Genomic DNA, 25,197 nt, shown 5'->3' with positions numbered 1-25,197 from the left:
CCGGCTCCGGTCAAGTGCAGACCCGGTCCAGCGGACCCTTGCAGCCGGGCGGCAACTTTCCAGATCCCGTCGGCTTAACGCGGGCCGAACCCATCGCGGCTGATGCCACCGCCCCGGTTCCCCCGCGGCTTAGCCTCGTTGACGGTCAGCGTGTGCCCGTCGAGTTGTGCCCCGTTCAGGCCCTGGATCGCGGCGTCGCCGCCGTCGGCCATGTCGACGAAGGCGAACCCGCGAGGGCGGCCGGTTTCTCGGTCCTTCACGAGTTGAACCCTGGACACGGACCCGTACTGGGCGAACGTTTCCCGCAGTGCATCCCGGGTCGTCGAAAGGGCCACGTTGCCGACGTACAAATTCTTGGTCATGTGAGACTTTCGTGATGAGTCGGTGGGTGGGGCAAACGGACGAACACTTTAGGCGGTGCGGGGGACACGAACCCGGGCATTTTAGTCACAGGCCCGTCCGGTCAGGCGGTTTGTACGCCGAATCTCCCCTGACGCACGCACACCGCCGTCGGCTTAGCGGAAGCGACCTACGCCGACCGTGCGTTCGACCGCCTGCTGATCCTGGCCGATGCGTTGCAGGACGCCGGGTGCGAGAATGTGGTCGTGTTGAGCCCCCCGGGGCGACGGAGTTCACGCGCGCGGGTGCTGGGTCGTGGACGGCGTGCTCGGCAAGGGGTGAAGGGGAGTGGCTCTCGCTATATCCCTCGGGCCGATTCCCGAATGTGTTCCAATTCGACACGGCGCGCGAAGAACACGGCGTTCAATTCGAGCGACGCTTGGCCGCTTGCGCCTGCCGCGACGGCAGTTTCACGTTCCATGCCAGGCCGACGAGCGACAGGTTCCGAATCACCCAGTAACTCAGGTCCGGCTGCCACCACCGCAGGCCGTGCCGGGCCGACGTCGGGAAGGCGTGGTGGGTGTTGTGCCACCCCTCGCCGAACGCCAGGAAGCCCATCACGAGGTTGTCCCGACTCCCGTCGCCGGTCGCGTACGGCCGCCGACCCCAGAGGTGGCACACCGAGTTGATACTCCACGTCACGTGGTGGACGGCGAGGATTCGCACCAGCCCGCCCCACAGCAGGCCGGTCCCGGCCCCGACCCACGTGCCCGTCAGCAACGCGCCGCCGGCCGCGGGGATCGCCAGCCCGAGGGCCGCCCACACCGGGAACAGGGCGCTCGCCGCCCGCAGTGTCGGGCTCCTGTGCAGGTCGCGAACGTACCGGTCGAGGGCGGGCGGGTCGGCGTGGAAGGCCCACCCGATGTGCGCGTGCCAGAAGCCCCGGAGGAACCCGGCGACGCCGCGGCCCTGGTGGTGCGGGGAGTGGACGTCCTCGGGGGCGTCGCTGTGCCGGTGGTGCCACCGGTGCAGGCCGACCCAGTGGATCATCGTGCCCTGCACGCCCATCGACCCGAGGGCGGTCAGGACGACTTTGACCGGCAGGGACGTTTCGAACGACCGGTGGACGAAGAGGCGGTGGAACCCGACGGTCAGGCCGACGACCGTGGCCGCGTACATGCCGAGGAACATGGCGACGTCGGCCCAGTGGAGAAAGCCCCACCCCCACGCGGCCGCCGCGGCGGCGAGCAGGCCGGCGATCGGGACGGTGACGCCGAGGAGGGTTCCGATCCGCCCGCCGAGGGAGAGGCGGCCATGGTTCTTCGGGTGCGGGATCGAACTCAAGCGAATGACTCCGTACGGCCGGCGGGTTCGGTCCCCTTCATCCTACGACATCATCCCCGGTGGCCCTCGCCGAGTGGAGCGAAGGACAACCGACGCAACGCCTTCCCGGCGGCAGACGCGCAAACCCGCCGATCATTTCCCGACCCCTCCCGAGCCTCACCTCCCGTCCGCACCCGGGTTCCGTCACAATCACCGACCCGGGGACGGGCCTCCTTTTCGCTCCCGAATGCAACCGCCGTACACCTGCCGGGAAGAAAGTTCGAAATGTTCATCCAAGTCGACTGCGAGATTGCCCTGACGTTCCCCGAACCGGCCGCGGTTGTGCTGATCCTGAACCTACACCCGTCCGTCGGCCCACGGGCAGGACGCGGTCGGCGTGGCCCTGACGACGGCCTTCGGGGGGAACCGGTTGGAATCGTTCCGCGTCGGGACGGTCGAACTCTCTGCCTCCGCCCCGGGCGGAGCGGGACCCCGGTCAGGAGCCGCGATGAGGGCTTGATCACCCCATGGTGTCGTTCCGATGGATCCCCCGCACGGGTGCCCGTGCGGGGGATAGTTGGACGATTCCGGGACGGAATGCCCCCCGGACCCCGGGCGCGGCCGTATGATGGTGGCGTGGGCCGATGGCCGGAACCTCCGCCACGACCCCGCCGCCGGAAAAGTGTGCCATGTGCCCCATGCTGTGATTCCCGACAACATCCCCTCGTCCCATTGGCTGATCATCCTCGACGAACTTGAGACGAAACAACGGTGGGCCGACGTGTGCGATAACCTCGCCCGGCGGAACGCGCAGCCCCCGCCGGCGGTACACTCGCCCTCGGCCGTTACCCTCCTACCGCGGCCCAATCCTCACGCGCCCTTCGATCAACTCCGCTCGTCCCCCTAACCGCCTCCGGTGTCCGTGTGATCGCCAAACCACGCTCGGCGTAAAAGCCGCCACGTACCCGCATGGCATTTCTTGCCCCGAGGCTCCCGTGAATCCCGCCGACCCGACCGAACGACCGCCGGACCTGCACCGCGTCCTGGCCTACGTCGCCGACCTCGAGATGGAGGTCGACCGCCTGCGGAAGCAGACCGGGTTCCTCCGGCAAGAGTTGGGCGACGGGCTGAAGCGCCTCCTCGCCTTCTGCCACGACCCGTCGCCGACGCCGGGCGGGCTGGAGAAGGCGGCCGCCGTGGTCGGCGGTCTGATCGGGACCCTCCGCGAGTTGCGCGACGCCCCGGCGTTCCACCCGGCGTTCGACCAGGTCGTGGCGATCGCCGTCCGCCCGCTGCTGGAGAAGGTCTTCCGGTGGCAGCAACTGATGACCGGCCGGCCGAACGTCGCCCTCCAGTTGGACCTGGGCTGCGAGGTCGTGGACTGGTTCCCGGCCCGGCTGCGGAACGTCGTCGAGAACCTGTTCTCGAACGCCCTCCGGTACCGCGACCCGGTCAAGGCCGAGTCGTGGGTTCGGGTCGCGGTGGCGGCTCGGGCCGAGGACTACGAGGTCCGGGTGTCCGACAACGGGATGGGCCTTCCGGCGTGGCATTCGGCCGACGAGTTCGAACTCCTGTCCCGGGCCGCCCCCGTCCGCGATGCCGGGCTGGGCGTCGGGCTGCCCGTCGTGCGGTTGCTCCTCCGGCAGAGCGGGGGCACGATGACCGTCACGTCGGACGACGGCAGGGGGACCGAGGTCGTCATCACCTTGCCCCGATACGACCGCGACGACTTTCTGACGTGACAGGGCCGGGTGATGTCCGCAGAAACTGACATAGAGCTTGTTCACCGCCGCTCGGCGGGCGACGTCCACTGCAGCAAAGAAAGGCACCCGCGACATGAAGGCCGGCACCGAAATCCCACGCGGGCGCTACCGCCACTGCAAGGGGCAGGAGTACGAGGTCGTGGACGTCGCCCGGCACCACGAGACGCACGAGGAGGTCGTCGTCTACCGCGCCCTCTACGGCGACCGCCTGACGTGGGTTCGTCCGCTCGCGAACTTCGTCGAGCGGGTTCCCGCCCCCGGCGGGTCTGTGGCCCGGTTGCTGTACGTCGGCACGACGGGCGACGAGTTCCCGGCCGTCGATTTCGGGACCGACCCCGAGGGCGGAGCGTCCGCGTGAGCGTCCCCCGCCCGCCACGGGCCGAAGGCCCGGTTACTGAAAACGTCCGCCGAACGAGGTCGATCACCCGATGCGAACGATTCAGATCTTGACCTGCGTCATCTTTCACCGGTTCCATTGGTACACGCAGCACGCCAACGAGTGGGGCTCCTTCGGGGTCGTGCGCCACGAGCACCGATGCTGCCGGAAGTGCAGCCGCCAGCGGGGCGGGTCCGGGCGATCGAAGGGGCCGTGGCCTAGGTTCAACCCGCCCGCGATTCGGACACCGTCCGCGGACGAACTGCGAGGGGGAGTTATGGCGAGCGAAGAGAACCGGCGGGAACTGGACGAGAAGGTCACGGCCCTGGTCGCGATCCGGTTCGGCGGGGATTATCGGGCGGCGTTCGCACGCTACGACGCGAACGGGGACGGGGTAATTAGCAAGGACGAGTTGAAGGCGTTGCTGGCGGACGCGGGGATCGGCAGCGGCCTGACGCGGTGGGCGTGGGCGAACGGGATCATTGAGGCGGTGGACACGAACCGCGACGGGGTGATCGACTGGGCCGAGTTCGAAGCCGTGTTCCAACCGACCGGCGGGTAACGCCACGAGGTCGGCCGCCCGCCCGGCCGTCACACTCCGCACACGGGGACCGACCATGACCATGTCGCAGATCGACGAACTGGCGGCCCGGGCGATGCAGGGGCTGCTGAGCGGGCCGGCCGTGGAGAAGATCCGGACGGCACCAACCCACCTCTTGGCCAAAGAGGCGTACGCGATCGCCGACGCGATGGCCGAAGAGAAGAAACGGCGGGAGCAGGTGAAGATGCCGGCGGGCGACGATGGAGCGGACTGACCAGCGGCCCACTCAGCCCCGTGCGTGGAGGGGCGGCGAATACCCCGTCCACTCGAAACTCCCGTGAGTTTTTTTCCTCTCCTCACCCGTCGGTCTACAGCGGGCTGCCCCAGCAATTCGACCCGCCCCTACCCCTGGCGATCGATCTGGTGTCCTCTCATCCTGCGCCCCAAATGCGGACGGGCCTATTGGAGTTCGGCGAAATAGAGCGGCCGGTGAGGGTCGGGAGGGAAGTTGTGTGAGTCTGGAAATGAAGTGGGGGCGGCCAAGTCGCCGCCCCCACCCTGCATGCTGTGATCCCGTCGGTTATGCCCCGGCGATGATCGCCGCGTACCGCTTCTGGTTCACATTCTCCGTCACGATCACTTCGCCCTCGGCCTTCTCTTGAACGCGGCCGAACTCGACGACGGCGTTCAGCCCCATCTCATCGAGCTTGGCCACGACCCGCTTGGTCGCCTTCGGCCCGAACGTCACGATGCTGCCGCCGACGTTGTGGACGTAGGAGAGTTTCTGAGCCATCGCGTGGAGCAACATCCCGTCCCCGCCCCGGATCGATTCCTGCGACTTCGCATTGAGGGCGTTGTATTTTCGGACGTACTTCACCGGCACGTCTTCGCGGTTGCTGATGCGGATGTGGGCCACGATTCGATTTTGATTGCTCATCAAGTCCCTTCAGTTCACCGGCTTCCGCGGAATGCGTCCGACGCGGTGAACCTGTAATTATAACCGATCCAGGGGCCGAACTGAAAGTAATTCCACTATTCGGCTCGAACGCATGGTAAGGGCATTGAGAAGGGGCTCTTCCGGAATGCCATTCAGTTAGGTCGGAACCTTTTGTGTCAGCATTTTTTGGCGAAGCTCTCTACCGCTCTATTCAACGATGTGGGTGATTTTCGAGAAATTCGCCAAGCGCGAGAAGATCAACAGGCTTAACCATGTGCATATCGAAACCGACCTCCAAAGCCCGTCGACGATCGTCATCTTGGCCCCACCCCGTGAGGGCCACAAGTACCATGTCCGCTCCCCAAGGTTCGGATCGAATTCGGAGGCAGGCATCGTATCCATTTAGACCCGGCATGCCAATGTCCATCAGAATGACGTGAGGGCGAAATTCGGTGGCCGCGGAGATGGCGGCGAGGCCGTCATGAACGGTGCGGACGTTGTGTCCCAAGAGTTCGAGAACGGTGGCGAGACTTGTTGCTGAATCGAGGTTGTCGTCTACGACCAAAATGCTCCGGGGCGTGATGGGTAACGTGGGGGAGACTGCCTTCACGGACTCGGCTGGGGGCATGAGTGGGTCATCGGCGAGGGGCAGGCGGATGGTGAACGCGCTCCCTTGGCCCACCCCGTCGCTGTGGGCTTCGATCGTGCCGCCGTGCAGATCCAGGAGTTTACGCACTAATGAGAGGCCGATCCCCAGACCGCCTTGCGCCCGTTCCAGGTGCCGATCGACTTGCGTAAATAGGTCGAAAACACGGGTCAACATCTCCGGAGGTATTCCGAGGCCGTTGTCTTCCACCCGTACGGTCGCTTGTCTGCCGTCTCGCTCGGCCGTGATGGCTATCGCTCCATTCGCAGGCGTATATTTGGCAGCGTTATTCAACAGATTGGCCACTATTTGCGCCATCCGGGTGAGATCGCCCTCGATGTAGAGCGGTTCGGGCGGAAGAGTGATCTTGAAGGCGTGGTTGGCCGCTTCAATATGAGGCCGACTCGTTTCGATCGCACTCTCGACGGCTACCCGTAAGTCGAGACGACGTTTCTGGAGATCAACCTTGCCGCGAGTGATGCGGCTGACTTCCATCAGATCGTCCACCAAGCGAACCATGTGCACGACTTGTCGGTCGATCAAATCCCTGGCCCGATTCGCGATTGCGGGGTCGCTGGTGAGGCTCATGATGGCGAGCGAGTTGCGAATGGGCGCGAGCGGGTTTCGAAGTTCATGTGCGAGCGTGGCTAGGAACTCGTCTTTCCGCCGGTCTGCTTCCCGGAGGGCTTCGACCCGTTCCTGGAGTTCCGTCTCGTACGCGATCCGCTCGGTCACGTCCTCAATCACTGTGACCGTGCCGCTGACCTCTTCGCCGTTGAGCAGCGGGACGATGCGGGTCGTTTGTTGCATCTGGACGAAGCCAGTTCCGCCGGCCCCTACCGACATGGGGAGCACGTACTTGTGAAAACGCTGAGACAGGATTGCAATTTGCCCGCCAAGGGCCTGTTGGTAGTAGCGATCCAACTTGCGGGTCAGTAGGGCAGGGAAGACCTCATACAATTTGCGGCCGATCACGGCACCAGCGGCCATGCCCGCGTGCCGCTCCAGCCACCGATTCCAGCCCGTGATGGTGAGACGGGCGTCGGTGGTCAACAAGCCCCAGTCTCCGACCGCGTCGAGTTCTTTGACGAGTCCGAGCGTGAACCCCATCCGTCTCCCCTTCGTTCCTCACCACGGTGCCTCGGGTCAGCCGCCACCGGCCAGTTGCGATGCCCACACATCTACGGCGTCGACGAATTTCCCCAAGGACGTGACGCCCAACACCAGAACCATGCACCCTGTCACTTTCGATGCCCGGATGCTGAATCTCGCCCCGACCAGTAGTGCGTGACGAATCTCGTGGTCCTCAACCACGAGGGAGCCGAGCATCGAGCCGAGCGATTCCAGCTGCAACCTGGGAACCGCGAACGTGAACCGTACCTGGAGCAGGTCGCCGAACACACCAAGGCAAGCATTGAGAAGGATGTTTCCGACTTCGGTGAGAACTTCTTTCGCCGAGGTGCCCATCTGCGGGGTAGGAGCGTCCGCATCAGTTAAGAGGCCAACCAGGCGGCTGGCGCCTTCCACGTCGAGTAAGAGAAACGCGTCGCCTGCAACTGGGCCGCCGAAAATTTGGTGAACGGTGGCCACGTCGCCCCGAACGTACTGGCCGAGCGCGGGTTGGAGGTCCTCAATGCGGTGCGAACTGACCGTCGGAACGCTGAGGTCTACGCGGTTGCCCGTTAAGTCCGAGAGCGCGGCTGCCGTGCGCGAGAACGCGATGTTCACCAACTCGTTTATGGCGTCCTTTTGATCGGCCGTCAGGATCACGGGGCCACTCCGTTGAGGGCTGCGATAACCGCTGTCTGGACGACGCTGCCGGTCAGTGGCTTGGTCACGAACCCGACAGCCCCGGCCGCAAGAGCCAGTTCACGCGTCGAACTTTGCACATCGGCCGTGGCCATCACCACGCACGCCGAGGGGTCAATGATCCGCAATTGTCGCAGAACTTCCAGCCCGTCCATTTCCGACATCGTCACGTCGAGCAATACGACATCGAATCGATCGAGGGAGTAGCGTTCGATGGCCGTGAAGCCGTCGGCTACGTCCGCAACAATATGACCGGCCGCTTCCAACATGCGGCGGGAAGTCTTGCGGGACAGGTTTGAATCGTCGACTACTAAAATTTTTGCCATTCAGAGTGCCTCCATGATCGCGCGAGCCATACCAAATAGGGGGAGGCTCGCGTCGCTCAAACCCGCTTCGGCCACGGACCGCGGCATGCCGTACACCACGCAGGATTCCTCGGCTTCGGTGAAGACGCGGCCACCCTGAGCTTTCACCCAGGCGGCCCCGCGGGTGCCGTCAGAGCCCATGCCCGTTAGAACGACTGCCAACGTCCGGTCGCCGTAAATGTCGGCCGCCGATTGGAACAGGACGTCGACGGCCGGCCGGTGGACGGTATCGAACGGTTGAAGTCCCAGGCGGGTTACGACCTGCCCATCTGGGCGAGGGTTGAATGTTAAATGGTATCCGGCTGGCGCCAGTAACACCAGACCGGGGCGGACGATTTCCCCGTCGTGCGCCTCGGTTACGGTCAGCCGTGAAGCTTCCCCCAGATTACGGGCGAACAGTTCCGTGTAGCCGACCGGCATGTGAAGGACGATGGCGATGGGCACCGGGAAGTCTGCCGGGAACTGAGAAATCAAGTGTTTTAACGCTTGGGGGCCACCCGTAGAAACGCCAATCACCACGATGCTGGTCTGTCCGGCTGGAGGCGAAACGGTCGGGAGCGGCTTGGCCACTTCTATTGGCACAGCGCGGACCCGTGCGACTGCCGCCGCCTTCACCTTGGCGATCAGATCGTCGGCTATTTCCATCACCTTCTCAGTCGCCAGGGCCGTCGGCTTGCGAACGACATCGACCGCGCCGGCTTCCAGGGCTTGCATGACCAGGTCGCCTCTCTCGCTGGCGATACTCAGGAGGACGACCGGTAAAGGCCGTTTGGCCATCTGCCGGCGGAGAAAGTCCAAGCCGTCCATCCGTGGCATGTTCAGGTCCAGCGTCACCACGTCCGGTTGCAACTGCTCGACCAATTCGAGTGCTTCCTCGCCGTCATGGGCCGCCCCCACGACCTCAATGAACGGACTGCGGGAGAGCATCCGCCGCACGACCTTGCGGACGTAGGCCGAGTCGTCCACGACCAACACCCGCAAGACACGGTCCATCGTTGCCTCATTTAACGACGTAGACAAACGCCTGGCCGACTTCTTGCAACTCGAAAGCCGTTTTCACCCGTAGCAACGATTCGGACGTTCCGACAAACAGGTGTGCAGGTCGCGGCATCCGCGCGGCGAAACTGGCGACCACCTGTGAGATCGTGGTGAGCGAGAAGTAAATGAACACATTCCGACAGAAGATGAACGGTGCCGTCGCGAGCCGTCCGATTTCGACCTGGTCGAGCAAGTTGGCTTTCGCATATCGGACGCGGGACTGAATCCGTGGGGCTACGCGCCAACGGTTGCCTTCGGATGTGAAGTATCTGGCTCGGAGGTGGGTGGGAATGGCCCGAAACGATCGCTCCCGGTACAATCCTTGTTCCGCATGAGCGAGCGCGGCCGGGCTAAAGTCACTGGCCCAAACTTGGACGTCGGCCCGGCCGAACCACCCGGATTCTTCGAGCGCCATCACGAGAGTTAGCGGCTCTTCGCCCGTCGCGCACGCCGCCGACCAGATGCGGATCGGCCCTCGGTTGTCAGCGACGTGTTGCGGCAGCAAGATGTCAATGAGGGCCTTTATCTGGTCGTACTCTCGCCAGAAGTAGGTTTCTTGAACCGAGAGAGCGTCGGTCAGCCGCGGCCATTCGACTTCAGAACCTGGGCCGTATTTGAGCAGGTAGTAATAGTCGAGGAACGAACGCAACCCCAACGCCGCGATCCGGTCCGATAGCTTGGAGGCCAAGAGGTCGCGTTTCTCTTCCTCGAACCAAACGCCCAGGCGTTCACGGATCAGGTCCCGCAGGAGCAAGAATACGCCGAGCGTCAACGGATTAGCCGCGGAGTCGTTTGGCGTCACGCGCTTCCCTTCGGCCGCCGGCCTCCTCGCCGCGTCCCGCCGGCCGTCGCTAACCGGTTGGCGATCGCTGCCAGAGCCTGGCCCTGAGTGCGGATGCCGTCAGCCGTGCGTCGCACGGCTTCGACTCCGCGGCCGGCTCGGTCTGTGATGACGCGGACTTCTTCCAGGGCTTTCAGAATCATCTCGGCCGCGGTCGAGTGTTCCCGGTTCGCCCGCGTGACGAGGCCGATCTGTCGGGATACATTCGAGGTGTTCGTCGAAATCTCCTTCATGGCCCGCGTCTGTTCCGAGATCGCCTGCGTGACTTGAGTGCTCTGCTTGCGCATGCCGTCCACCGCCTTCGCAATCTGCGTGGTCGTTCCGGCCTGCTCAGTCATCGCCTTGGCCACCTCCGCGGTCAGGCGGGCCACCCGGTCTGTCTCGCGGGCGACTTCGTCGGCCGCCTTCGACTGTTCGCCGACGGCACGGGCAACGCTGGCCGCTCCCTTGCGCATGTCCGCCAGCGCCTGCGTGATCTGGCCAGCTCCGGTGGCTTGCTCTGTGGTGGCCTTCCGCAGTTGCTCGGCCAATGACCGCGTGGACTGGCCGGCCTTGATGATGTCGCGGCTTGCTCGCCCTTGCTCGGCCATCGCTTGCGAAACCTGCCGCGCGATGGTCCGCATCTGGGCCGTCGAACGGACGATGCCCTGCGTCGCCGTGGTTTGTTCTGCGGCGGCGACGGCCACCTGCCGGGCTTGCGTGGCGGCCGTTGTGATCGTCGTCACCACCTGATGGCCGGCCGTCAGTTGTTCGCCGGTCGCGCAGGCGATCTGGCCTACGTGCTGGTTGGTTTCCCGCACGCCGGTCAGGATTTTGCTCAATCCGCTCAGCCCGTCCTCGGCTAGGCGCCCGCTCTCCTCGGCCACTTTGACGCCCTCGGTGGATGCGGCGACCGCTTCTTGAACGGCTTCTTGAAGGCCCCGTACGATTCCGGCGATCTCCGCGGTCGCTTGGGCCGCCCGGTTCGCGAGGTTGCGAATCTCCTCCGCGACAACGGCGAACCCCCGGCCCGCGTCCCCGGCCCGCGCCGCCTCGATCGAGGCGTTCAGAGAGAGCAGGTTAGTCCGCTCCGCGATCAGGTTGATCGTGTTAACGATACCACCAATTTCGCCGGCCCGCTTCCCCATGTCCTTGATAACGCCCGCCGACTGGCTCATCGCCTCGCGCACGCGGCCCAGCCCGTGGATCGACTTCTGCACGACCGCACCGCCCTCCTCGGCATCGCGGGCAGCCTTCCGACTCGTCTCGTCGGCCTGCTTGGCTAGCCCGGCCACGCTATGGATCGAGCGGTCCAACTCCGTCGCGCTGGTCGCCGCCGCTGTTACGGCCTCGGTAATCCGCTCTGCGTTCTGAGCCACGGCCGCCGCCGAACGAGAGACTTGCTCGATCCCAGTGGCCACACTCTCAACCTCGGCGGTCAAGCTTTCGCCGGTGGCGGCCATCTCTTCCGTGGTGGCCGCCATCTCATTGATGGCCGCCGCCGTGGATTCGGCGGACGCGGTCAGGTCGTTCGCGTTGCGAGCCACGCCCTGAATGGAGCGAGCCATCTGCTCGACGGAAGTCGCGCTCTCTTCGACCGCCGCCGCGAGGCTTGAGGTATCATCGCTCACCCCCCGGAACGATGCCGCCATTTCGGTGATCGCGGCCCGCACCTCGGTGGTCGAGGTCGCCAGTTCTTGGGTCTTCCCGCTAACGGCCTGCACGGACGCGGCCGTCTGCCCAACCGCCACCGCCGTCTCGCCGAGGGCGGCGCTGAACCGGACCGCATTGCCGCTCACCTGCTCGATGGAGGCTGCCATCTCGTTCGTGGCGGATACGACTTCCTCCGTCGCCTCGGCCACGCTCGTGGCCTGGCTCGCCGTGTCCTTCAGCGAGGCCGCCGTCTTGATGACCGTCTCGACCGCCTGATCGAGCGAGCGAATTTGCGTCTTCGTCCCGGCCAGCGACTGGTCGGCGTTGCGGGCCAGTTCCTCGGTCGCGGCGGCCAGCCCGTCGGCTTCTTGACGAAGGCGGGCAATCTCGGCGTTCTCATCGGCGGCCATGTACGGCCCTCTCGAATCGGTCACAGGTGTGGGTTTAAGTTTCCGGGGCGTCAATCACCCCGCCAATGTCAAGGACCAAAATCACGCGGTCGTCGGCCGTGGCGACGCCCTTGAGGTACCGCCCGCTCGTGCCGGCCAGCGTCTCCGGCGGCGGCTGGATGGCGTCTGCGGGAATGGACACGAATTCGCGGGCCGAGTCCACGATCAGGCCGACCGAGCGGTCCGCGTGGGCCACCACGATGAGTCGCGTTCGCAGGTCAAAGGCCGTGGCCTGAAAGCCGAATCGGCGGCGGAGGTTGATCGCCGGCACGACCTTGCCCCGCGAGAACACGACGCCCTCCACGAACGCCGGCGCGTTGGGCACCGGCGTGACGTGTTCGACCATCTCCATTCGCTGCACGTCCCGGCTGGCGATGGCGTAAGCGGTCCCGGCGAGTTCAAAGAGGATGTACGACTCGGCGGCGGTTGTGGTCACGACAGCCCTCCGGCCCGAACGGGCGAACCCGCCACGCGGCGGCGGTTGTACCGGGCCAACCCGGCGGGGTCCAGGATCAGAACGGGCCGGCCGTCGCCCAACTCGGTGGCCCCGCCAATCCCCGGTGCTTGCACCAGTAGATCAGTGAGCGGACGAACGACGACTTCGCGCATACCGACCGCCCGGTCGACGGCGAGAGCCATCGCCGAGGTTCCATCGCCAACGACGAGCGCCACGTATGACCCGACCGGCCGTGGGTGATGGAAGAGATCGTCTAGTCGGAGGAGCGGCAATACGCCGCCGTGGTGCCGGATCAGTTCGTTGTTCTCCAACACGATGGTCGAACCCGCTTCCACCGGAATCACCTCGCGCACCACCGTCTGCGGCACCGCATACGTCTGCCCACCGACCGACACCGTCAGCACGTCGGCCACGATCAGCGTCAACGGCAGGCGGGCGGTGAATCGAGTCCCCGCTCCCTGCCGGCTGTCGAGCGTGAGACTGCCGGCCAGTCCCTGTTCGATCGCCCGGCGGGCCACGTCCAGGCCGACCCCGCGGCCGCTGCCCCGGTCGACCTCGTCACGGGTCGAAAAGCCCGGCGCGCAAATCAGATCGAGGACGGCCATCGGATCGGTCGTCGCGTCGACTGCAATCAACCCGGCGGATCGCGCGCGGGCGAAGACCGCCTCGAATTGCACCCCGCGGCCGTCGTCCTCCACCTCCAAAACGATCGTGCCCCCGACCGCCGCGGCCCGCAACGCGAGCCGCCCGCGCGGCGGCTTGCCCGCCGCCACCCGATCCGCCGCCGACTCCAGCCCGTGGCTGACGGCGTTCCGCACGAGGTGCAACAGCGGGTCGGCCAACCGCTCGACGACGAACTTGTCGATCTCGGTCTCTTCGCCCGAAACGACCAGGTCGATGTCCTTGCCCGTCTCGCGGGTGAGGTCGCGGACGACCAGCCGCATTCGACTGAACAGGTCGCGGATCGGCACAAGGCGGACCCTCATCACCCCTTCCCGCAGGTCGCGCAACTGGCGGTCGAGGCCCTGAACGGTTTCTTCCAAATCCCGCCGTTCTCCCGGGGGAAGGAACTGGGCTGCTCGGCCGAGGCTGTTTTCTAGGCGTGCGCGGGTCAAGACCATTTCGCCGAGCGACCGCATGATGTCGTCGAGCCGCGCGAGGTCCACGCGAACCAGGTTGACCGACGTCAGCGGCAAGGCCGTTTGGCCGGGATCGGAAACCTCCGCGAGTTCGGCCGCCGGCGAGTACGGCTCGACGCGGATGTTGTCGGCTGGCCATCCCGTAAAATCGGCCGCAGGGTTCACCGCCAAGACGAACAAGAACTGCAAACCGCCTGCAACGGACTTGGGCTCTGCATGGAGGATCTCGCCGACAGCTTGAAGGCGGCTGCGGACCACATTGACGTCCACACCACGGGCCGCCACGTCGGGAGCCGGTGAGAATGTCACGATACAAAGTCGGTCACCCCGCCCTAAAGCGGCCGTGAACTTCGCCTTCCGGGCCATTGGAACATCGGCGACCCGCGGCGATTCCGCCGTATTTCTACCTGTGGGCAGGCTGGAGCTCAGAGCCGTAATTCGCTGGACCAAAGCGGCCACGTTCGGTTCCGGCCGCCCGTCGCGGAACGCCGCGATGGCCGATTCGACAACGCCGAGGCCATTGATCAGAACATCGACACCCACCATTGTCAGGAGCGAACTGTCCTTCCGCACGATGCCGAGATACGATTCGAGGCGATGTGAAATTTCCTCGACGACCCTGGCCCCCACCATTCCGGAGAGGCCCTTGATCGTGTGAAAGTTCCTGAAAAGCCCATCGAGTTGATCTTTCGAGATCTGAGTAGGGTTCGACGAGGTCTCCTGGTCGAGAAGGATTTCGCGGGCCGCCGAGAGGTGATCGGCGCATTCCGCGACATAGTCCTCAAGATCTTCTGCGAATGATTCTTCAAATTCAGGGGTCACGGGAGTCAAGCACCAGTGCATTCGACCGCATTTTTCGACAACGGAAGAACGAAATACAATCGTTACGACATTTCCAGCCTACCCATTCAGTTCTCCATTTCGTCAGAAGTCTCTCTCCCTAGCACCGAATATACATGAAACCAGCCTTCGCGACCGGCATGAGTGGCATAACTAAAGCGTTCGATCCTATCTGCACTTTCCGCGACTTTCTATAGCTGAGCGACTGACGGCTCGCGGGTAGACGAAGGTCGGCCCATCCGAGACGATGGCGTTACCACACGACCCTCGCCCCGGACGGAACCCCGCCCTCGCGTCGGTCTTTGACCCGCGGTCGGCTCCCCGCCTGGCGTGGCTGCTGGTCGGGGCCGTCCGGGCCCGCGGCCGGCGGACGGTGACGAGTTGGATCCGGGCGGCCGGGCTGAGCGGCGAGTACCGCCCCTTGCTATACGACGGTGGCGGCCGCCGGGCCGATCCTGTCGCCGCGCGGCTGGTGCATGGGGTCGTGAAGCCGTTGGTGGCCGGGGCCACGCGGTTGACATTCGCCCTCGACGACACGCCGACCCCGCGGTACGGGCGGCACGTGCAAGGGGCCGGCGTTCACCACAACCCGACGCCCGGCCCGGCCGGCGGGCCGTTCGTGTACGGGCACGTGTGGGTCGTCCTCGGCCTCCTCGTCACCCACCCGGCGTGGGGCGTCGTCGCCCTGCCGCTGATGGCGCGGCTGTACGTCCGGGAGAAGACCCTCCCCGGCATCCCCGCGGCCGACCGGCCGGCGTTCCGAACCAAGTTGGAACTGGCCGTCGAGTTGATGCGGTGGGCGCGGTGCCGGCTGGGGTTCCTGGGCAAGCCGCTGTGGGTGGTCGCCGACGGGGCCTTCAGCCCGGACGAGGACGCGGTGGGTGTCAGCGCTTTTTCCCGGCCTCAATCGCCCTGGGGGCCACGACCTCCCACCGCGTCTGATCACGTTGCAATCACCAGGACTGATCGGCCATCAAGAACATACAAGGGGGTCTCCCGCGGCCGCTGACTCTACCGGCCATCCGCCGCGCCATCCAACGCCCATGGGTGCCGCCAGCCAGACCTAACTGCCCCTACTGACAAGACTCACGCTTGCCGCCATTCCAAGTCCAACGGAATAGTGTTAACCCGCGGGTACTGTTAACCCGAGGCGGCGAGAGTTTTTCTCCGTTCGTCTCGGGGTGCGAGACGAACCCAAGCGTTTCGCCTCGCACCCTCGATTGCGTTTCGCGAACTGGAGACTCTAGCCGAGACTTGATAAACGCGCGAAAGGCTTGGAAACAAGCCGGGAAATGCGGACGGCCGAGAGCGTACACTCTCGGCCGTTTCCGTTAACCCGCCGGTCCAAAGTTCCGCGACCGGCCTAACGAACTCCCCGGCGGGAACTGATTTCGAACTTCTGCGTGAGAGCCTCAACGAGAGAGCACAACCGAACGGCTGTCCGTCTTGCTCCCTATCGATGGTCATTCAGGCTGACACGCTGTCGAGCAGTTCCAGTCGGGCACGCAGGTCGGTGGCGGTCTGAATGCGGTCGGCCGGGTCTCTTTTCAACAGGTTCATCACCACCACGTCTAACTCTTCCGGCAGGACGGCCCGGAGGTGCTTCGGCGGGACCGGGTCGCAGTTGCCGATCTGTCTCAGCAAGCCGGTGATCGTGGGCGAGTCGAACGGCAGCCGGCCCGTGCACATGTAATAGAAGACGCTGCCGAGCGAGAAGAGGTCGGACCGCGCGTCGGCGGGCTGGCCGTCGATCTGTTCGGGGGACATGTAGAGCGGGCTGCCGATGAGCGTACCGGCCTGGGTAATGCCCAAGTTGTCGAGGCCCCGGGCCAGGCCGAAATCGCCGACTTTAATCTGATTCTCGGTCGTGTCAACCAGAATGTTGGCGGGCTTCAAATCGCGGTGGACGATCCCCTTTTGATGAGCGGCCGCCATACCGTCGGCGATCTGCCGGCCGTAGTCCACGATTCGGTCGATAGGCAGCGGGCCCACTTGCTGAACAAGTTCCTCCAACGGCAGGCCGCGGACGTGCTCCATGGCGATGTACGGCAGCCGATCTATGGTGCCGACCGTGTAGACGCCGACGATGTTCGGGTGGCGGATGGCGGCCAGTGCCCGAGCCTCGCGGGCGAACCGCGCCCGGGCGTCGTTCGAGGTCGCGTAGGTCGGGGCCATAACCTTGATCGCGACCTCGCGGCAGACCGCCTCGTCGTACCCCGCGTACACGACTCCCATGGCCCCGCGGCCCAACTCGTGCCGGACGTCGAACTGGTCAATCCGGAAGCCGCCGGCCGGGAACCGCGTCATGAACTCAGGCTGAAACGCCGGCGGACTCGATGGGGGCAATCCGATCGTGGCTTCCGGTCCAACGACGAGGACGCGGGGCTGGACCGGGGTGGCGCGAGTAGCCGGCTCACGCCCTACCGCCGGCGCGTCGGGCGGAGCCGTCAAGAATTCGAATTGATTGCGAAACGACAAGTCGACCAGTGCCTCGCACCCCCGGCCGAGGACGGCCGAGTAATCCTGCGAGCCGTGCACATCGAGTTCGAAGACGGTTTTGACCTCTTCAATTTTCGGGGCCACCCGCTGGAGGAATTCGATCAGCGCCTGCTGCCCCATTCCGAAGAGCGTGACGGCCCGGGCCAAAAGGTCTTTCAACAGGACCGGCGACTCGGCGACCCGGTCGAGGTGAACGAGGGCGTCCACGAAGTTCAGCAACTCGGCTCGCGTATGCCAGGACCTTCGGTTGTATGTCCGCAACCCGTCCGGCGCGTGGTGGTGGCGGACCGGCTCCAGCACATCGTCGGGCAGGTTCCAACTCGTCAGCAATGTGCACGTCACTTCGACGTGGTTCACGCCAAAGATCCGCTCCTCGATCGCCAACGGGTCGGTTAGCGCTTCCTCGGCGGGGACCTCGGAATACCGCCGCCACCCGGCAGGGTCCTGCTCCGCTAGCATCAGCAGCCCCAAGTTCTGCAGTAGGCCTGCCACCAGGTCGTACCCCGGTGCCTGACCTTGGGCGTGGAGCGACAGCTCCTTAGCCAGAATGCCGCCGCTGACAGCGTCGACCCAGAAGTCACGGAGGACGGAGTCCGGTCGCGCGTCCGACTGGGCGATCGGCAACGACAGCCCCAGGACGAGCGACCGCAGGGGGTTCAGCCCCAACATCATGACCGCCCCCTCCACGGTGGCGACCGGCCGGCGGCCCGGCGTGTAGACGCACGAGTTGACGGTCTTCAAGACCTTCCCGCACAAGACGGGGTCCTGGCCGAGAATGTCCGCGATCTCGGGGATGGTACAGTCGGGCCGGCTCGCCACGTTCACGACGCGGAGGGCGATGGGGGAAGGGGTGACCAACCGCGCGTGACGGAGGATCGCCTGAAGGATTGATTTGCGCGACACGCCAGTGCATCCTTTTCCAAACCGCCGCCGGCCGCCGCCTAGCCCGCCGGAGGACTATATCCACAGGTAGAATGTGAACGATTCGTCAAAGGCGGAAAACCCTAGAACGCCTTTGATCGAGTGGAATGCGTTCGGGATGGTGAAATCGGTTCGTTCACTCGCTCCATCGCAACTGATCCGACGGTGCGTAGTTTTTTCCTGCACCCTCGGTTTCCGGATCGAGGGTCCGTGGCCCGTCGGCGACGCGCTACCGATTCTCCGACCTCGACTCAGCCTGTCCCGTCGAGCACGGCCCGCACCTTGCGGGAGAGCCCGAGCGGGGTGAACGGCTTCTGGAGGAAGGCCGTGGGTGCCTCCCGGACGCCGTGCCGGATGACTGCGTCGTCCGTGTACCCACTCATGTACAGCACTTTGACGCCCGGGGCCGCCGTCTGAGCCGCCTCGGCGAACTCCCGGCCGCACAATTCCGGCATCACCACGTCCGTCAGGAGGAGGTCGATCGAGCCGTCCCGCCGGTCGAGGGCCTGCATCGCCTCCCGCCCGCACGCGGCCGCGAGTACCCGGTAACCTTGGGATTCGAGGGCGATCTTGCAGAGCGTGCGAACCGAGTCCTCGTCCTCCACCAGCAAGACGGTCTCCGTCCCCCGCCGGTCCGACGGGACGGCGTCCGCTGCGGCCGCGGCGGCCGGGGTAGCCGCCTCCGGGAACAGAATCCGGAAGGTCGTGCCGGTCCCGACCGTGGACTCCACCGTGACGTGCCCGCTGGCCTGCGTGACGACGCCATGGACCACCGCCAGTCCCAACCCGGTCCCCCGGCCCGGCTCCTTGGTGGTGAAGAAGGGTTCGAACAGCTGGGCCTGCACCTCCGCCGTCATGCCGCACCCGGTGTCGGAGACGACGAGTTCCGCGAACTGCCCGGGCCGGAGGTCGCCGAGCGCGGCCGCGAGGTGGACCCGCCGCGTTTGGATCGTCAACCGCCCGCCGGTCGGCATGGCGTCGCGGGCGTTCACGGCGAGGTTCATGATCACCTGGTCGAGCTGGCTCGGGTCGGCCATGATCCGGCAACCGGCCGGGTCCAGCACGGCCGCGAGTTTCACGTCCTCACCGATCAGCCGCCGGAGCAAACTCTCGGTCTGGGCGACGACCTCGTTCAGGTCCAGCACCCGGGGAGCGACGATTGCCTTGCGGCTGAACGCCAACAACTGGGACGTCAGTGCCGCGGCCCGCTCGCCGGCGTCCCGGACGGCGGCGAGGCCGACGCGGTGCGGGTGATTGACCGGCGTGCCCGGCAACATCAACTCGGCGTACCCGTTGATGACGGTGAGTAAGTTGTTGAAGTCGTGAGCGACACCTCCGGCCAGCCGGCCAACGGCCTCCATCTTCTGCGCCTGCCGGAACTGCTCTTCCAACCGCCGCCGCGGCGTGACGTCGTGCGACACCCCGAGGATGCCGGCCGGCGAGCCATCGGGCCGGTCGAATCGGCGGACGCGGGCGTCGATCCACACCCGCGTCCCGTCCTTCCGCGGGCACTCGTACTCACCCTGCCACTCGCCTCCGGCCGCCTGCTCGGCGGCGAATCGGCGGGCCGCCTCCCGCGCCGCGGGCGGAAGCAATTCATCGTAGGGCTGGCTGATGACCTCTGCGGCGGCCCACCCGAACAGTTCCTCCGCCCCGGCGTTCCAGTAGGTGATGATGCCGTTCAGATCAGTCACGACGACCGCGTCGCGGACGCCCGCCAGAATCTGTGCGTCCCGGGCCGACCGTTCGCCGGCCGTGCGGCGGTCGTGGATGTCGGTGCAGGTGCCGATCCACTGAACCACGCCGCCCGACGCGTCCCGGACAGCGACCTGGCGGGACACGTGCCAGCGGTACACGCCGTCCGCCCGGCAAAGTCGGACCTCGAAGTCGCGGGGCTCGCCGCTCCGTACGACGTCGCCCCAGAGCCCGAGGACGCAGTCCGCGTCATCCGGATGGACCGCCCGCGCCCAGCCGTCGCCCATCAGTTCGTAAGGCGTACGACCGCTGAATTCCAACGCCTGCCGGTTGACGTAGGTGATCCCGCCGGCCGCGTCCGCCGTCCAGACGAGTTGCGGGATGCCTTCGGCCAGCGCCCGGTACCGCTTCTCGCTCGCCGCGAGTTCCTCCCGCGCCCGCCGCTCGGCCGCGATCAGGTCCCGGTGGGCGAGGGCGTACTTGACCGCTTGCCCGAGCCGGCCGAGGCGGTCCTTCAAGACGTAGTCGGCCGCCCCGGCCCGGATCGCCTGAGCTGCGGCCTCTTCCCCGATCGACCCGGAGACGACGAGCGTCGGCACCTCTGGGCACTCCCGGGCTACGATTTGCATCGCCCGTTCGGCGTCGAACCCGGGCAGGTTCCAGTCGCACAAGATTACGTCCGGGCGGTCGGCCAAGGCGGCGGTGAAGCCGGCCTCGTCCACGACGACGGTTCCGGTCGCCGTGAAGCCCGCCCGCGCCAATTCGTGGGCTACGAGTTGGGCGTCGGCCGGATCGTCCTCAAGGTGGAGGACGCGGATGGAGAGAGCGGTCATGGGCGTCATCCGGGCGGGGGTTGGTTGACCAGCAGCCAGTACAGGCCGAGTTGACGGACGACCTCGTCGAACCGGTCGAAGTCTACCGGTTTGACGATGTAGCTGTTCACCCCGAGCCGGTAGCACTCGTCCAAGTCGCGGTCCTCCCCCGAGGAGGTGAGCATGACCACGGGGATCGACCGCGTGTCGGGGTCGCCTTTGATCCGCCGCAAGACCTCGACGCCGTCCACCAGGGGAAGCTTGAGGTCCAGGAGGATCACATAGGGCGTTCCGGGGGGCCGGTCGGCGTACCGGTCGGTGCGGAACACGAACTCCAGGGCCTGGGCCCCGTCGTGCACCACGTGGATCGGGTTCGACAGGTTGTGCTTCTGGAAGGCGTGCCGCACGAGTGCGACGTCGGCCGGGTCGTCTTCGGCCAGGAGGAGTTCGACGGGCGTAGTCATCGGGTGTTTGGTCTGTGCGGTCGATTCGGGACGTGCCGACCGCAATCGCACGTCCCGTGCCGGTTCGTTCCGCGATCGCCGGGGCGTGTTTTTCGCCGAAATCTGGCGTGAACCGGGCCGGAGGTGTGCGACCGCGACACACTCCCGTGCCGCACCCGCACACCTTGCGGGTCAGCCGGGCCGGCCGAGGGTGAACCAGAAGGTTGCCCCCTTGCCGGGTTCGGCCTCCGCCCATGCCCGACCGCCGTGCTGGTGGACGATCCGCTGCACGAGGGCCAGTCCGATGCCAGTGCCCTCGAACTCCTCGGCCCGGTGCAACCGCTGGAAGACGCCGAACAGCTTGTGGGCGTACCGCATGTCGAACCCCGCCCCGTTATCCTGGACGAAGTAGGCGACCCCGTCGGGGGTGGCGGTCGCCCCGACCTGGATCACGGCCGGGTCCCGCCGGCCGGTGTACTTGACCGCGTTGGATAGCAGGTTGATCCACACCTGCCGGAGTAAGCCGGGATCGCCGAAGCACGCCGGCAGGTCGCCCACCCGGGTTTCTATCCGCCGGCCCGCCGGATTCGGCAGAACCTCCCGCAGACAATCGTCCACCAGCCTTCCCGTGTCCACGGCCTGGCGACAGAGCGACCGGCGGCCGAGCCGGGAGAACTTGAGCAGGTCGTCCACGAGTTGGCCCATCCGTCGAGCCGCCTTCACCACCTGTTCCAGGTGCCCGTGGTTTTCCGGCGGCAGTTGCGGACCACACGCTTCGAGGACGATGGCGGCGAACCCGGTGATGTGCCGAATGGGCGATCGAAGGTCGTGGGAGACGGAGTACGAGAAGGACTCCAGTTCCGCGTTGGCCGCCACCAGTTCGGCCGTCCGGTCCCGGACCCGCCGCTCCAAGTCGGCGTTCAACGCCCGGATTTCCTCCTCAGTCCGCTTTCGGTCGGTGATGTCCTGGATCGACCCGCGGACGCGAACCACCCTCCCGCCGTCGACGATTGGGCGGCAAATGGTGCGGACCCACTTCTCCAGACCGTCCGCGGCGGTCAGCCGCAGTTCTAGGTCGTAGGGCGTGCCGTCGGCCGCGGCCGCCGCGACGGCCGCCTCGATGCGGGCCCGATCCTCGCCGGCGTAGAAGCTCAGGCCCTCCGCCACGCTGGCCTCCGCCGCCGGCGGCAAGGTGTGTATGCGGGCCGTCTCCTCGGTCCAGTCGCCCCGCCCGGTGGCCGGGTCGAACCCCCACCCGCCGACGTGCGCCAGTTCGCCCGCCTCGCGGATCATCAACTCCTGCTGATGCAATTGGGCCTCCGCCCGCTTCCGCTCGGTCAGGTCGTGGAGGACGACTAGCAAGGCTCGGACGCCGCGGTCCATGACAGGCAAGGCGGCCACGTACACGGGCACCCGCCGGCCGTCGAGCCGGAGCACCTCCTCCTCGATTCCGGGGACCGGCTCGCCGGTCGCCTCCTGAGACGTGACCCGCCGGCGAAGGATGTCGTGCCACTCCGGCGGGTGCAGGTCGAAGGGCGTCTTGCCGATCAGGTCGGTCGCGTCGGCCGCCCCGAACAGGCGGACGCAGGCCGGGTTACAGAACGCGACCCGGCCGCCCACGTTGAGGAAGACGGCGTCCGGGAGGAACTCGACGAGGTTGCGGAACCGCTCCTCGCTCTCCCGCAGGGCGGCCTCGGCCCGCTTGCGGTCGGTAATGTCCTGGGCCACCCCGATCAGGTGAACCACCCGGCCGTCGGGCAGGCGCGGGGCCGACACCGTCACCTGCACCCAGCAGAGGCTACCGTCCTTCCGGACGAACCGCTTTTCCGGGGCGTAGGCCTGGGTCTCGCCGGCCGTCAGCCGGGCGATCCCTTCGGCGTCCCGCGGGCGGTCGTCAGGGTGGGTGACGGCGTCAAGCGTGAGGCCGGCGACCAGCTCCGCTCGGGTGTACCCGGTCAGGGCGGCGTACCGCTCGTTCACCCAGACGAACCGCCCGGCCGGGTCGATGTGGGCGATGCCAACGGCCGCCTGCTCGAACGTCGCCCGCACCCGCTCCTCGCTCTCTCGCAGGGCGGCCTCGGCCTCAACGCCGGCCGTGATGTCGTCGGCGAACATGACGATCCCGGCCACCGCCCAGGCCGCGTCGTGCCACGGCCGCACCTCCCACCGCAGCCACTGCACCGACCCGTCGGCCCGCCGGAAGGAGTCGCGGTCGGCCCGCACCACCTCGCCTGCCAGGCCGCGGGCGTGGACGGCCCGCCACTCGTCGGGAATCTCGGGGAAGAGGTCGTAGTGCGACCGCCCGGTGAGGTCGGTATCCTGCAACCGGTAGTCGGAAATCCATCGCCGGCTGGCCACAAGGTACCGCATGTCCCGGTCGAACATGGCCAGCGCCGCCGGGGCGTGTTCGACAAACAGCCGCAGCCGCCCCTCGCTCGCCCGCAGGGCTGCCACCGCCTGCTTTCGGGCGTCGATGTCGATCACCGCCCCGACCATCCCCAGAAACTCGCCGGCCGGCCCGAACCGTGGCCGGGCACGGTCGACCACCCATGCGTACCGGCCGTCCGCCCGCCGCACCCGGTAGTCGATGTCCACCGCCTGCCGCCGGTCGTTGGCCGCCCGGAATGCGGCCTCGGCGGCGGCCGCGTCGTCCGAGTGGGTCATGGCCAGCCAGCCCAGCCCGAGGCCGTCCGCCGGGTCTTGGCCCGTTAGCTCCTGCCAGCCGCAGGACAGGAAGGTGCAAAGCATGTCCGGGTCCGTCTCCCAGAAGGCCACCGGGGCGGCGGCGGCCGTCGCCCGGAACCGCCGCTCGCTGTCCCTCAGAGCCGCCTCCGTCCACTTACGGGCGGTGATGTCCTCGACGACGGAGATGAAGTAAATCGGTTCCCCGCGCTCGTCCCGCCGCAAAGACACCGTGAGGTTGACCCATACGACACCTCCGCCCTTCTGCAGATACCGCTTCTCCAGCGAGTAGAAGGGCACTTCCCCGGCGAGCAAGCGGCCGACTAGCGACAGGTCGGCGGCTAGGTCGTCCGGGTGGGTGATGCCCTGGAAGGTGGCGGCCAAAAGTTCCTCGCGGGTCAATCCTGTGATCGCGGCGAACCGCTCGTTCGCCCGCACGAATCGGCCGTCCAGGCCGACGTGCGCCATGCCGACGGCCGCCTGCTCGAACGTGGCCCGGAACTGCCCTTCGCTCTCCCGCAGCGCCTCCTCGGTCTGCCGCCGCTCGGTCACGTCCTCCCACGTGCCGATGACGCCGACCACCCGGCCGGTGTCGTCGCGGAGGGGCAGCTTGTGCGTCTCCAGCCAGACGGTCGAACCGTCGGCCCGCGTTAACTGCTCGCGGCCCCGCAGGCGGGCGGTGCCGGTCCGGATCACCTCCTGGTCGTCCCGCATGTAGCGGGCGGCTTGCCCCGGACCGAGAGACGGAATCTCCGCGTCGGTCCGCCCGACGAGTTGCTCGGGGGAGTCGAACCCGAGTGCCCGAGCGACGACTGCGTTACACCCCAGGTGCCGGGACTGGGCGTCCTTCCAGAACACCCCTTGCGGGACCGTGTCCAGCACCAGCCGGAGCATCAGGCGGGCGTGCCGCACCTCGGCCTCCGCGCGGTTGCGTTCGGTCACGTCCCGGTAGACGCCGACCATGGCGGCGACGCTCCCCCGGGCGTCGAGGTACGGGGCCTTGACGACATGGTAAGTCCGCTCGCGGCCGCCCACGGTCAACGGCTCCTCGTACTCTTCCCCGACCCCCGACTGCATGATCCGCTGGTCCCGCTCCGTCATCCGGCCACCGGCCGCGCCAAACACGGCCACTTGATCGCGGCCGACGATTTCCGCCACCGGCCGGCCGACGATCTGGGCGGCCGCGGCGTTGCAGAACAGGTAACGGCCGGCAGCGTCCTTTACGACCACCGCGTCCGTCGTCGCCTTGGCCACCGCGTCGAGCAGGCAGGCCGCGTGGAGGAGGGCCCGCACCTCTCGGCGGGCCGTCAGGAACACGACGGCGGCCGAAAGCAGGACGAACGCCGTCCCCTTGCCGGTCGCCGCCCAGTAGCCGAGGTCGCCGGGCAACTTCAGCCACGCCAGGGCCGTGTCCGACAGCCAGATCCAAAGGACGCCGAACGTGACGTACGCGGCGGCGATGCGCACGGGCGTGTCTCGGAGTGTGGTACCCGTTCGGAAGACAGCCGACGGCGAGTCCTGGGGTCGGGCAGTGAGCATGGCGAACTCCGCGGTCGTGGGGAGGCGAGGGGATGTGGGCCCTCGGCCGGGGCGGCAGCCTGTTCCAATTCGGTTCGCGTTCTCGCCCAGTATACCCCCCGGCCGAGTCTC

General features: G+C 66.6%; 20 protein-coding genes and 1 pseudogene. 5 read left to right on the top strand and 16 right to left on the bottom strand.

All coding sequences use genetic code 11. The features are described 5' to 3' along the window. Window positions 1–74: 74 nt before the first annotated feature. On the bottom strand, window positions 75–362 hold the full coding sequence (locus PX52LOC_RS37525) for an RNA recognition motif domain-containing protein (RefSeq protein WP_149114886.1): 288 nt from the start codon (window positions 360–362) through the stop codon (window positions 75–77). 400 nt (window positions 363–762) lie between these two features. After that, the gene (locus PX52LOC_RS37520) at window positions 763–1,683 is read right to left on the bottom strand and encodes an acyl-CoA desaturase (protein ID WP_246173583.1); all 921 of its coding nucleotides are present in this window, start codon (window positions 1,681–1,683) and stop codon (window positions 763–765) included. Between the two features lie 974 nt (window positions 1,684–2,657). Between PX52LOC_RS37520 and PX52LOC_RS37515 the strand changes: the two genes are divergently transcribed. The 4 genes from PX52LOC_RS37515 to PX52LOC_RS37500 all read left to right on the top strand — a co-directional run bounded on the left by PX52LOC_RS37515 (window position 2,658) and on the right by PX52LOC_RS37500 (window position 4,616). Next, window positions 2,658–3,404, top strand: coding sequence for a sensor histidine kinase (locus PX52LOC_RS37515; RefSeq protein WP_149114884.1), 747 nt, complete (start codon window positions 2,658–2,660; stop codon window positions 3,402–3,404). Window positions 3,405–3,441: 37 nt separating this feature from the next. Continuing rightward, window positions 3,442–3,783 carry a DUF1653 domain-containing protein gene (locus PX52LOC_RS37510; protein ID WP_246173582.1) on the top strand — a complete coding sequence of 114 codons (342 nt, stop codon included), beginning with the start codon at window positions 3,442–3,444 and terminating at the stop codon, window positions 3,781–3,783. 295 nt (window positions 3,784–4,078) lie between these two features. Further along, complete coding sequence (locus tag PX52LOC_RS37505; protein WP_149114883.1) at window positions 4,079–4,363, top strand: EF-hand domain-containing protein; 285 nt, start codon at window positions 4,079–4,081, stop codon at window positions 4,361–4,363. 55 nt (window positions 4,364–4,418) lie between these two features. After that, entirely contained in the window at window positions 4,419–4,616 is a 198-nt protein-coding gene (locus tag PX52LOC_RS37500; RefSeq protein WP_149114882.1) for a hypothetical protein, read from the top strand. Window positions 4,617–4,922: 306 nt separating this feature from the next. Here PX52LOC_RS37500 and PX52LOC_RS37495 read toward each other — a convergent pair whose 3' ends face one another. The 10 genes and pseudogenes from PX52LOC_RS37495 to PX52LOC_RS44315 all read right to left on the bottom strand — a co-directional run. Beyond that, a complete protein-coding gene (locus tag PX52LOC_RS37495; protein ID WP_149114881.1) occupies window positions 4,923–5,279 on the bottom strand; it encodes a hypothetical protein in 357 nt (118 codons plus the stop codon). 211 nt (window positions 5,280–5,490) lie between these two features. Further along, on the bottom strand, window positions 5,491–7,035 hold the full coding sequence (locus PX52LOC_RS37490; RefSeq protein ID WP_149114880.1) for a hybrid sensor histidine kinase/response regulator: 1,545 nt from the start codon (window positions 7,033–7,035) through the stop codon (window positions 5,491–5,493). Between the two features lie 36 nt (window positions 7,036–7,071). Beyond that, window positions 7,072–7,695, bottom strand: a complete 624-nt coding sequence (locus PX52LOC_RS37485; protein WP_149114879.1) for a chemotaxis protein CheC — start codon at window positions 7,693–7,695, stop codon at window positions 7,072–7,074. Next, window positions 7,692–8,060, bottom strand: a complete 369-nt coding sequence (locus PX52LOC_RS37480) for a response regulator (protein WP_149114878.1) — start codon at window positions 8,058–8,060, stop codon at window positions 7,692–7,694. The genes PX52LOC_RS37485 and PX52LOC_RS37480 overlap by 4 nt, the downstream gene beginning before the upstream one ends. After that, window positions 8,061–9,092: a protein-glutamate methylesterase/protein-glutamine glutaminase gene (locus PX52LOC_RS37475; protein ID WP_149114877.1), complete on the bottom strand. Its 1,032-nt coding sequence runs from the start codon at window positions 9,090–9,092 to the stop codon at window positions 8,061–8,063. It lies immediately after the preceding gene. A gap of 7 nt (window positions 9,093–9,099) precedes the next feature. Beyond that, on the bottom strand, window positions 9,100–9,939 hold the full coding sequence (locus PX52LOC_RS37470) for a CheR family methyltransferase (protein WP_149114876.1): 840 nt from the start codon (window positions 9,937–9,939) through the stop codon (window positions 9,100–9,102). Beyond that, window positions 9,936–12,020 carry a methyl-accepting chemotaxis protein gene (locus PX52LOC_RS37465; RefSeq protein ID WP_149114875.1) on the bottom strand — a complete coding sequence of 695 codons (2,085 nt, stop codon included), beginning with the start codon at window positions 12,018–12,020 and terminating at the stop codon, window positions 9,936–9,938. The genes PX52LOC_RS37470 and PX52LOC_RS37465 overlap by 4 nt, the downstream gene beginning before the upstream one ends. A gap of 34 nt (window positions 12,021–12,054) precedes the next feature. Beyond that, window positions 12,055–12,495: a chemotaxis protein CheW gene (locus PX52LOC_RS37460; protein ID WP_149114874.1), complete on the bottom strand. Its 441-nt coding sequence runs from the start codon at window positions 12,493–12,495 to the stop codon at window positions 12,055–12,057. Continuing rightward, a complete protein-coding gene (locus PX52LOC_RS37455; RefSeq protein ID WP_246173581.1) occupies window positions 12,492–13,964 on the bottom strand; it encodes a chemotaxis protein CheA in 1,473 nt (490 codons plus the stop codon). The genes PX52LOC_RS37460 and PX52LOC_RS37455 overlap by 4 nt, the downstream gene beginning before the upstream one ends. Window positions 13,965–14,180: 216 nt before the next feature. After that, a pseudogene (locus PX52LOC_RS44315) lies at window positions 14,181–14,498 on the bottom strand (Hpt domain-containing protein); the annotation flags it as partial. Between the two features lie 244 nt (window positions 14,499–14,742). On the opposite strand from PX52LOC_RS44315, the gene PX52LOC_RS37450 reads away from it, so the two are divergent. Continuing rightward, window positions 14,743–15,504: a transposase gene (locus PX52LOC_RS37450; RefSeq protein WP_149114872.1), complete on the top strand. Its 762-nt coding sequence runs from the start codon at window positions 14,743–14,745 to the stop codon at window positions 15,502–15,504. Between the two features lie 458 nt (window positions 15,505–15,962). Here PX52LOC_RS37450 and PX52LOC_RS37445 read toward each other — a convergent pair whose 3' ends face one another. From PX52LOC_RS37445 to PX52LOC_RS37430, 4 genes are all read right to left on the bottom strand, one after another. Next, window positions 15,963–17,897 (bottom strand): protein kinase domain-containing protein, encoded by a 1,935-nt coding sequence (locus tag PX52LOC_RS37445; protein WP_149114871.1) that lies wholly within the window; start codon window positions 17,895–17,897, stop codon window positions 15,963–15,965. Window positions 17,898–18,166: 269 nt separating this feature from the next. Continuing rightward, on the bottom strand, window positions 18,167–20,443 hold the full coding sequence (locus tag PX52LOC_RS37440; protein WP_168219449.1) for a hybrid sensor histidine kinase/response regulator: 2,277 nt from the start codon (window positions 20,441–20,443) through the stop codon (window positions 18,167–18,169). 5 nt (window positions 20,444–20,448) lie between these two features. Continuing rightward, the gene (locus tag PX52LOC_RS37435; RefSeq protein ID WP_149114869.1) at window positions 20,449–20,886 is read right to left on the bottom strand and encodes a response regulator; all 438 of its coding nucleotides are present in this window, start codon (window positions 20,884–20,886) and stop codon (window positions 20,449–20,451) included. 171 nt (window positions 20,887–21,057) lie between these two features. Next, complete coding sequence (locus PX52LOC_RS37430; protein WP_149114868.1) at window positions 21,058–25,086, bottom strand: PAS domain S-box protein; 4,029 nt, start codon at window positions 25,084–25,086, stop codon at window positions 21,058–21,060. Between the last annotated feature and the right edge of the window lie 111 nt (window positions 25,087–25,197).

It is taken from the genome of Limnoglobus roseus (assembly GCF_008254045.1).
Lineage (GTDB): Bacteria > Planctomycetota > Planctomycetia > Gemmatales > Gemmataceae > Limnoglobus > Limnoglobus roseus.
The sequence above is the reverse complement of the archived record's forward strand: the minus strand, read 5'-3'. Positions and strand labels throughout refer to the sequence as shown.